Annotated in this window: 10 protein-coding genes; 3 read left to right on the forward strand and 7 right to left on the reverse strand. The window is 70.2% G+C overall.

From position 1 onward, the window contains the following. Positions 1–102: 102 nt before the first annotated feature. On the reverse strand, positions 103–468 hold the full coding sequence (locus tag K6I34_RS25600; RefSeq protein ID WP_229328898.1) for an arsenate reductase family protein: 366 nt from the start codon (positions 466–468) through the stop codon (positions 103–105). A 120-nt stretch (positions 469–588) separates the two neighbouring features. Here K6I34_RS25600 and K6I34_RS25605 point away from each other — a divergent pair, with 120 nt between their 5' ends. Next, complete coding sequence (locus K6I34_RS25605; RefSeq protein ID WP_229328900.1) at positions 589–867, forward strand: hypothetical protein; 279 nt, start codon at positions 589–591, stop codon at positions 865–867. An 88-nt stretch (positions 868–955) separates the two neighbouring features. Here the strand turns inward: K6I34_RS25605 and glnA are convergent, their stop codons facing one another. Further along, positions 956–2,365, reverse strand: a complete 1,410-nt coding sequence (glnA, locus tag K6I34_RS25610) for a type I glutamate--ammonia ligase (protein ID WP_229328902.1) — start codon at positions 2,363–2,365, stop codon at positions 956–958. A gap of 276 nt (positions 2,366–2,641) precedes the next feature. On the opposite strand from glnA, the gene K6I34_RS25615 reads away from it, so the two are divergent. Continuing rightward, entirely contained in the window at positions 2,642–3,109 is a 468-nt protein-coding gene (locus K6I34_RS25615; protein ID WP_229328904.1) for an RDD family protein, read from the forward strand. 84 nt (positions 3,110–3,193) lie between these two features. Here the strand turns inward: K6I34_RS25615 and K6I34_RS25620 are convergent, their stop codons facing one another. The 4 genes from K6I34_RS25620 to lipB form a co-directional block, all read right to left on the reverse strand. Then, positions 3,194–3,874 carry a DUF4191 domain-containing protein gene (locus K6I34_RS25620; RefSeq protein ID WP_229328906.1) on the reverse strand — a complete coding sequence of 227 codons (681 nt, stop codon included), beginning with the start codon at positions 3,872–3,874 and terminating at the stop codon, positions 3,194–3,196. A 10-nt stretch (positions 3,875–3,884) separates the two neighbouring features. Then, positions 3,885–4,133, reverse strand: coding sequence for a hypothetical protein (locus K6I34_RS25625; protein WP_229328908.1), 249 nt, complete (start codon positions 4,131–4,133; stop codon positions 3,885–3,887). A 227-nt stretch (positions 4,134–4,360) separates the two neighbouring features. Further along, complete coding sequence (gene lipA / locus K6I34_RS25630; RefSeq protein ID WP_229328918.1) at positions 4,361–5,326, reverse strand: lipoyl synthase; 966 nt, start codon at positions 5,324–5,326, stop codon at positions 4,361–4,363. 170 nt (positions 5,327–5,496) lie between these two features. Next, positions 5,497–6,276 (reverse strand): lipoyl(octanoyl) transferase LipB, encoded by a 780-nt coding sequence (gene lipB / locus K6I34_RS25635; protein WP_229328919.1) that lies wholly within the window; start codon positions 6,274–6,276, stop codon positions 5,497–5,499. Positions 6,277–6,641: 365 nt separating this feature from the next. On the opposite strand from lipB, the gene K6I34_RS25640 reads away from it, so the two are divergent. Next, positions 6,642–8,090 (forward strand): regulator, encoded by a 1,449-nt coding sequence (locus K6I34_RS25640; RefSeq protein ID WP_229328921.1) that lies wholly within the window; start codon positions 6,642–6,644, stop codon positions 8,088–8,090. A gap of 196 nt (positions 8,091–8,286) precedes the next feature. On the opposite strand, the gene K6I34_RS25645 is transcribed toward K6I34_RS25640, so the two are convergent. Continuing rightward, a partial coding sequence (locus K6I34_RS25645) for an FAD-dependent oxidoreductase (RefSeq protein ID WP_229328923.1) occupies positions 8,287–8,464 on the reverse strand: 178 nt, incomplete at its 5' end.

Genomic DNA, 8,464 nt, shown 5'->3' on the forward strand with positions numbered 1-8,464 from the left:
GTCAACATCTCATCAAAATTTGTTACTTCCGCATAGATTCCAGGTGAGCGATTTCCCGATGGAAGCGGGCGGGACGGGGTGGGGCGGGGCGGGCTGCTGCCGTCACTTCCGCCGGGCCAGGGCCTCCCGCACCGCCTCGTCCGTACGGGCCACCAGCGCCGAGCCGTCGTCCGCGGTGATGATCGGGCGCTGGATGAGCTTGGGGTGCTCGGCGAGCGCCGTGATCCAGCGGTCCCGGGCGGTGGCGTCACGCGGCCAGTCCTTCAGCCCGAGCTCCTTGGCCACCGCCTCCTGGGTGCGGGTGATGTCCCACGGCTCCAGCCCGAGCCGGTCGAGCACGGCGCGGATCTCGGCGGCGTCCGGGACGTCGTCCAGATAGCGGCGGACGGTGTACTCGGCGCCCTCCGCATCGAGCAGCGCGGTCGCGGCGCGGCACTTCGAACAGGCGGGATTGATCCAGATCTCCATGCCGCACACCGTACCGCCCGGCACCGACAAGTGGCCGCTGACCTCGGGCGATTGTCAGTGCCCCGCACTAAAATGGGGGGTAACGAACGAGGGCTTTCCCGCCGCGTCAGGAGGATGCCGATGGCTGCCGCAGCAGCACCGTCACCGATTCTGCCCAGTGTCCCGACCCTGCCGAAGAAGCCCCTGCCCGCCGGACTCCCACGGGGCTGGTACGAGTCGCACAACCGCCGGGTGAAGGCCATGCGCCTGGCGATCGCCCTGCTCCACTCCGGCGTCGACCGCCCCGAGCAGGCCCGCAACCGCCGCATACGCCTGGTCGCCGAGAAGATCGGCGTCCGCCCGCCGTCCAACACGACCTGCCGCATGGTCCGCTCCTTGATCGCCATCGACAGGCACTGAGCCACCCACCGGCCGACCGGCCACGAACGACGGAGCCCCGCCACCGCCGAAGCGGTGACGGGGCTCACGACCGGGCCGCAGGCGCGGCTTAGAGGTCGAAGTACAGCTCGAACTCGTGCGGGTGCGGCCGGAGCTGCATCGGGGCGATTTCCTGGGTGCGCTTGTAGTCGATCCAGGTCTCGATCAGGTCGGCGGTGAAGACGCCGCCGGCCTGGAGGTACTCGTTGTCGGCCTCGAGGGCGTCGAGGACCGCCGGGAGGGAGGTCGGGACCTGCGGGACGCCCGCGTGCTCCTCGGGGGCGAGCTCGTAGAGGTCCTTGTCGATCGGCTCGGCGGGCTCGATCTTGTTCTTGACGCCGTCGAGGCCGGCCAGGAGGAGGGCCGAGAAGGCGAGGTAGGGGTTCGAGGACGGGTCCGGGGCGCGGAACTCGACGCGCTTGGCCTTCGGGTTGGAGCCCGTGATCGGGATGCGCATCGCGGCGGAGCGGTTGCGCTGCGAGTAGACCAGGTTGACCGGGGCCTCGAAGCCGGGGACCAGGCGGTGGTAGGAGTTCACCGTCGGGTTGGTGAAGGCGAGCAGCGACGGGGCGTGCTTGAGGATGCCGCCGATGTAGTAGCGGGCGGTGTCGGAGAGGCCCGCGTAGCCCTGCTCGTCGTAGAAGAGCGGCTCGCCCTTGTTCCACAGCGACTGGTGGACGTGCATGCCCGAACCGTTGTCGCCGAAGATCGGCTTCGGCATGAAGGTGGCGGTCTTGTTGTTGCGCCAGGCGACGTTCTTCACGATGTACTTGAAGAGCATCAGGTCGTCGGCCGCGGCGAGCAGCGTGTTGAACTTGTAGTTGATCTCCGCCTGGCCCGCGGTGCCCACCTCGTGGTGCTGGCGCTCGACCTGGAGGCCGGACTTCTCCAGCTCCAGGGAGATCTCGGCACGCAGGTCGGCGAAGTGGTCGACCGGCGGGGCGGGGAAGTAGCCGCCCTTGTAGCGGACCTTGTAGCCGCGGTTGTCGCCCTCCGCACCGGTGTTCCAGGCGCCCGCCTCGGAGTCGATGTGGTAGAAGGACTGGTTCGCGCTGGTCTCGAAGCGGACGCTGTCGAAGACGTAGAACTCCGCCTCCGGGCCGAAGTACGCGGTGTCCGCGATGCCGGTGGAGGCCAGGTACGCCTCCGCCTTCTTGGCGATGTTGCGCGGGTCGCGGCTGTACTGCTCGCCGGTGATCGGGTCGTGGATGAAGAAGTTGATGTTCAGCGTCTTGTCGCGGCGGAACGGGTCGACGCGCGCCGTCGACAGGTCCGCGCGGAGCGCCATGTCGGACTCGTGGATGGCCTGGAACCCGCGGATGGAGGAGCCGTCGAAGGCGAGCTCCTCGCTCGGGTCGAACGCCGACGCCGGGATGGTGAAGTGCTGCATCACGCCGGGCAGGTCACAGAATCGGACATCGACGAACTTGACGTCCTCGTCCGCGATGAACTTCTTGGCGTCGTCGCCGTTCTGGAACATCCAACTCCTCCTAGCCCGGCCGCGAGCGGTCGGGGTTGCTTCGGTGGCGCGGACCATACGCAGTTCATGCAGATGCAGGTCATGCAGAGGTTCGGCGGGTTCCCATGCCTTCCCGTGCCGTACCGCGCTGTCGCCGACCCTAGAGAGGCGGGATTTCCCAAGCATGACCCATTTGTTTCGCCGAGGTTAACCGGAACGCGCCCCGAAGCATGGCTGAAACGGCTGATAACGGACCCGGACGGAAGTGAACGAAAGCAGTCGCAGTACCGTTGTCGGGTGGACAAGAGGCAAGTAATGGGCTCATGGCTCTCCGGGCCGCGCGCGGCCGCCGAGGACATGGGCATCGACTTCGGGTACCGGGGCGAGCGCCTCGGGCTGCCGGAGAGCGGGCCGGGCTCGATCGCGCGGCCCGGACGGCGTATCGCGGCGGTCTTCGTCGACTGGGCACTGTGCATGCTCATCGCCTACGCGTTCCTCGCCGACGGCAAGGGCCAGCAGGCGGGCAACTGGGCCCTGTTGATCTTTTTCGTACTCAGCCTGGTCACGGTGGGTACGGTCGGCTGCACCCCCGGCAAGCGGCTGCTCGGGCTGCGCGTCGTCGGCGAGGGCGGCGGCCGTCTCCCCGCTCTCCGGGTCGCGCTGCGCAGCGTGCTGATCGTCCTCTTCGTCCCCGCGATCATCTGGGACCGCGACGGCCGCGGCCTGCACGACCGCTTCGCGAAGTCCGTCCAGGTGCGCATCTGATCGTGAGAACGTGAGAAACAGTGGAGGCGGGCGGAACCTTTCGGTTCCGCCCGCCTCCGGGTGTCTGTCGGGGCCGTACGGGTCTCAGCGGCCCTTCGGCATGCGCATGTTCTTCGGCATGGGGCCCTTCGGGATCGGCATGTTGCTCAGCAGGTCCCCGAGCGCCCGCAGGCGGTCGTTGACGACCGTGACCTGCGCGCCCGGCAGGACGCGCGGCAGCTTGAGCAGCGTGGTGCGCAGCTTCTTGATCGGCACCTGGCCCTCGCCGTCGCCCACGATGAAGTCGTGCACCGGCACATCGGTCACGATGCGCGCCATCCGCTTCTTCTCGGCCGCCAGCAGGCCCTTGACCCGGTTGGGGTTGCCCTCGCCGACCAGCACGATGCCCGCCTTGCCCACCGCGCGGTGCACCACGTCCTGGCTACGGTTCATGGCGACCGCGGGGGTCGTCGACCAGCCACGGCCGATGTTCTCCAGGACCGCGGCCGCGGCTCCCGGCTGGCCTTCCAGCTGCCCGAAGGCGGCGTGCTCGGCGCGGCGTCCGAAGACGATCGCCATCGCGAGGAAGGCCAGCAGGAAGCCCAGGATGCCCAGGTAGACCGGGTGGTCGATCCAGAAGCCGATGGCGAGGAGCACACCGAAGGTGACGATGCCCACAGCCGCGACGACGAGACCGACCTTGGGGTCGACCTTCTTGGTCATCTTGTAGGTCAGGGCGATCTGCTTCAGCCGCCCCGGGTTCTCAGGTGTTTCCTTCCTCGCCATAAGGCGAAGTTTACGTGGCCTGTGGACCCGGGGCGGCCACGGCCTCGAGCAGGTGCTGCGCCTCGCGCCTGGCCTTGGCCCGGCGGCGGTCCTCCAGCACCGCGGTCCAGGCGTTCCGCCGGGCGGTGCGCTGGCCCCGGCGCATCAGCAGACTCTCCAGGGCCCGCAGGGCCCCCGTGACGGAGGGGGGCCGTACGGAAAGGGTGGAGGGCAGTGCGGACGGCGGAGCGGAAGAGGCGCGTACCTGCGCGGCCTGCATGTCGTGGTCCCCTCGGAGGCGGGATGGGATGAGACAGAGCGGCGGGGGGCTGGCACTGCGGCGTACGGGAGGACAGCTGCGATGCGTGCTGTCATCGTCACTCACCGGTGTTACCAATGGATGACCGATTGGTCAAACACCTATGAAACGTTGACGCGGCCGGTACCGTGCCCGCTTTCGCGAGAGGTACCGGCCGCGCCGGGAAAGCGGGAAACGGGGAAGCGGAATCAGACCGCCTGCGCCGAAGGGGTGACGCTGCGGCGCTCGATCGCCTGCTGGTAGAGGCGGCCGGCCCGGTACGAGGAGCGGACCAGCGGCCCGGACATCACACCGGAGAAGCCGATCTCGTCGGCCTCCTGCTTGAGCTCCACGAACTCCTGCGGCTTCACCCAGCGCTCCACCGGGTGGTGGCGCACCGAGGGGCGCAGGTACTGGGTGATGGTGATCAGCTCGCAGCCCGCGCCGTGCAGGTCGCGCAGCGCCTCGCTGATCTCCTCACGGGTCTCGCCCATGCCCAGGATCAGGTTGGACTTGGTCACCAGGCCGTACTCGCGGGCCTTGGTGATGACCTCGAGGGAGCGCTCGTAGCGGAAGCCGGGACGGATGCGGCGGAAGATCCGCGGCACGGTCTCGACGTTGTGTGCGAAGACCTCGGGGCGGGAGGCGAAGACCTCCTCCAGCTGCTCCGGCACGGCGTTGAAGTCCGGGGCCAGGAGCTCGACCTTGGTGCGGCCGTCCGCGCGCTCCGCCGTCTGCCGGTGGATCTGGCGCACGGTCTCCGCGTACAGCCAGGCGCCGCCGTCCTCCAGGTCGTCACGGGCGACACCGGTGATCGTGGCGTAGTTCAGGTCCATCGTCACGACGGACTCGCCGACGCGCCGCGGCTCGTCGCGGTCGAGCGCCTCGGGCTTGCCCGTGTCGATCTGGCAGAAGTCGCAGCGCCGGGTGCACTGGTCGCCACCGATGAGGAAGGTCGCCTCGCGGTCCTCCCAGCATTCGTAGATGTTCGGACACCCCGCCTCCTGGCACACCGTGTGCAGGCCCTCGCCCTTCACGAGGTTCTGCATCTTGGTGTACTCGGGGCCCATCTTCGCCCGGGTCTTGATCCACTCGGGCTTGCGCTCGATGGGGGTCTGGGCGTTCCGGACCTCCAAGCGCAGCATCTTGCGTCCGTCGGGTGCGACTGCGGACACGTCCGGCTCCCTATGGCTTCGATTCTTCGGCGGACACCAGGGTACGCCCGTTAATTCATACGTGTTTACGCGAATGGCTTGCGCGTGTGATTGAGGTGTGGTCTGCGTGCTGGGACAACCCGCGGGCGCCAGGGGTCATTCCCTCCGGACCCGGGGTGTTCCCGAACGGTTCAGACCGCTCGCGGCAGCGGCTCCGACTCCGCCAGGACCTCGCGCAGCCGCCGCTCCACCACGGGCAGCACCTCGTGCACGGTCACCCGGCGGCCCAGCTCGTTGGAGAGCGAGGTCACGCCCGCGTCCCGGATGCCGCAGGGGACGATCCGGTCGAACCAGGTGTTGTCAGGGTCACAGTTCAGGGCGAAGCCATGCATGGTCACGCCCTTGGCGATGCGGATGCCGATCGCCGCGAGCTTGCGGTCCTCGCCGCGCTGGCCCGCGTTGGAGGGCGCGTACTCCGGGCCGTTGAGCCGCGGGTCGAACTCCTCGTCGTGCAGCCGCGGGTCGAAGTCCAGCTCCAGGCCGCCGACGGCGGCCTGCTCCCTGGCCTCGCCCAGCACCCACACGCCGCTGCGGCCCTCGACGCGGGTGGTCTCCAGGCCGAAGTCCGCGCAGGCGCGGATCAGCGCCTCCTCCAGGCGCCGTACGTGCGCGATCACGTCCACCGGGCGCGGCAGCTTGAGGATCGGGTAGCCGACGAGCTGCCCGGGGCCGTGCCAGGTGATCTTCCCGCCGCGGTCCACGTCGACGACGGGGGTGCCGTCCAGGGGGCGCTCGCTGGGCTCCGTGCGCCGTCCCGCGGTGTAAACCGCCGGGTGCTCCAGCAGCAGACAGGTGTCCGGGACCTCGTCGGCGAACCGGGCCGCGTGGACCCGCCGCTGCTCCTGCCACGCCTCCTGGTAGTCGACGGCGTCATCCCCGAAGCCCAGGTGGACAAAGCGCAGCTCACTCACGGTGGCTCCTTCGGATCCTGCGGATCTTTTCGAACATTGCAGTGCACGGGCGTGCGCGGCCGCCGTACTGTTCGCGCCGTCCGGCCGAATCCGCACGCTGGCACGCACGCTCTTGCCACTGTACGGCGGCCCCTCGGCGGAGCCGCAGGCGGCCGGTCTGCCCGGAACCGGACCGACGGTCGTCCATGCGTATTTGATCTGTCCTCACACGATCGGATGAATGCGGGGCGAAGGAGGCCATAGGGGCGTTGCGTGGCCGCTAAGTTCACGCCGTTCCACAACGCGATCCACAGCGCGACCCATCACGCGATCAGACCCATCAGACCCATCACGCCCATCACGCGATCAGGGAGACCGGCAGGCTGATGACGGAACGACCCCCGCAGCGCATCCCCAACCGCCAGCTCGCGGCACTGATCGCGGAGGCGGGCTTCTCCAACGCAGGGCTGGCTCGGCGCGTCGATCAGTTAGGGCTGGAGCACGGCCTCGACCTGCGCTACGACAAGACCTCGGTCACCCGGTGGCTGCGCGGCCAGCAGCCGCGCGGCACGACACCGGCGCTGATCGCCGAGGTCTTCACCCGGCGGCTGGGCCGACGGCTGTCCGCGCAGGACCTCGGGCTCGACGCGTGCGCCCCGGTCTACGCGGGGCTGGAATTCGCCGCTTCCCCGGAGGAGGCCATTGACATCGTCAGTGGCCTGTGGCGCAAGGACTCCGGCAGTCACACCGAGCTACGGAAGATCGCCTTCACCCCGGCGGGCCTGGTGGTCCCCAGCCGGGACTGGCTGATCGGCCGGGCCGACGAGCGGGTGGCGCGCGGCGCCCCGCCCGTGGCCGTGGACGGCGTCGCCCGGGTGCCCGCCCAGGGCCGGGGGCTCCCGCCGCGCCAGCGGCACGCCGAGCGCGGGCCCGGCGGCCGGGTCTCGATGGGCGACATCGCGGCCCTGCGGTCGGTGGGCGAGCTCTTCCGCACGCTCGACCACGCGTACGGCGGCGGGCACGCCCGGCAGGCCCTCGTGCGCTATCTGGAGCACGAGGCCGAACCGATGCTCCGCGGCACGTACGGCGAGGCGGCGGGGCGGCGGCTCTTCGGCGCCGTCGCCGACCTCACCCGGCTCGCCGGGTGGACCTCGTACGACATCGCGGCCCACGGGCTGGCCCAGCGCTACTTCGTCCAGGCGCTGCGGCTCGCCCAGGCCGCGGGCGACCGGCCGTACGGCAGCTATGTCCTGGTGACCATGAGCAGGCAGGCGGTCTACCTCGGGCACGGCCGGGAAGCGGTGCAGCTCGCCCGGGTCGCCCAGCAGGGCGTCGGCTCGGGGGCCCCGGCGGTGGTGCAGTCGCTGCTCCACGCGGTCGAGGCACGCGGCCACGGCGTGCTCGGCGAGGTACGGGCCTGCTCCGCCTCGCTCGCCCGGGCGGAGCGGGCGCTGGAGAGCGCTCGGCCGGGCGACGAGGTGCCGTACTGGGCCCGCTTCTTCGACGAGGCGCAGCTCGCGGACGAGTTCGGCCACTGCCACCGCGACCTCCAGCAGTACCGGGCCGCTGCGCAGCACGCGGAGCGGTCCCTGCAACTGCGCAGCCAGTCGTACGCCCGCAGCCGGCTCTTCTGCCGCGTGGTGCTGGCCACCGCGCGGCTCGGGCTCGGCGAGCTGGAGCAGGCGTGCACGCTGGGGGCGGAGGCGGCGGCGCAGGCGGCCGAGATGCGGTCGGTGCGGGCGCTGGAGTACATCCGGGATTTCGAGCGGCGGTTGGAGCCGTATCGGGATGCGGCGGCCGTTCGGGCCTACCGGGAGAAGGTGGCCCTTCTCTGACCCCGACGGGGCCCGGGGTCCGGGGCTTGGCCCCGGGCCCCGTCGGCGTTTGCGCTGTGCGTGCGGGTGCAGGTCCGCTGCGGGGCGCCTACTGGGGTGCCTCTTGCGCTCCGCGCGCGGCTGTCGGTTGTCTTCGGCTGGGCGCGCAGTTCCCCGCGCCCCTTGAGTCCGGGGCTTCGCCCCGGATCCGTGCGCCCTACGCCGCTTGCAGTTCTTCCGCGTCATGGGGGGCACGGATGCCCAAGTCCCTCAGGACCGCCAGTGCCGCGCGGCGGCCTGAGAAGAGGGCTCCCTGGACCGTGCTCGTGTCGCGGTGGTCGCCGCAGACGTAGAGGCCGGAGAGGAGGCGTACGGGGCGGCGGACGTCGTGGGGG

Source organism: Streptomyces sp. UNOC14_S4 (genome assembly GCF_020740835.1).
GTDB lineage: Bacteria > Actinomycetota > Actinomycetes > Streptomycetales > Streptomycetaceae > Streptomyces.

Coding starts and splice junctions, on each gene's coding strand:
- K6I34_RS25605 (WP_229328900.1), top strand. CDS start 589: ATGGCTGCCGCAGCAGCACCGTCACCGATTCTGCCCAGTGTCCCGACC.
- glnA (WP_229328902.1), bottom strand. CDS start 2,365: ATGTTCCAGAACGGCGACGACGCCAAGAAGTTCATCGCGGACGAGGAC.
- K6I34_RS25620 (WP_229328906.1), bottom strand. CDS start 3,874: ATGGCGAGGAAGGAAACACCTGAGAACCCGGGGCGGCTGAAGCAGATC.
- K6I34_RS25625 (WP_229328908.1), bottom strand. CDS start 4,133: ATGCAGGCCGCGCAGGTACGCGCCTCTTCCGCTCCGCCGTCCGCACTG.
- K6I34_RS25640 (WP_229328921.1), top strand. CDS start 6,642: ATGACGGAACGACCCCCGCAGCGCATCCCCAACCGCCAGCTCGCGGCA.
- K6I34_RS25600 (WP_229328898.1), bottom strand. CDS start 468: ATGGAGATCTGGATCAATCCCGCCTGTTCGAAGTGCCGCGCCGCGACC.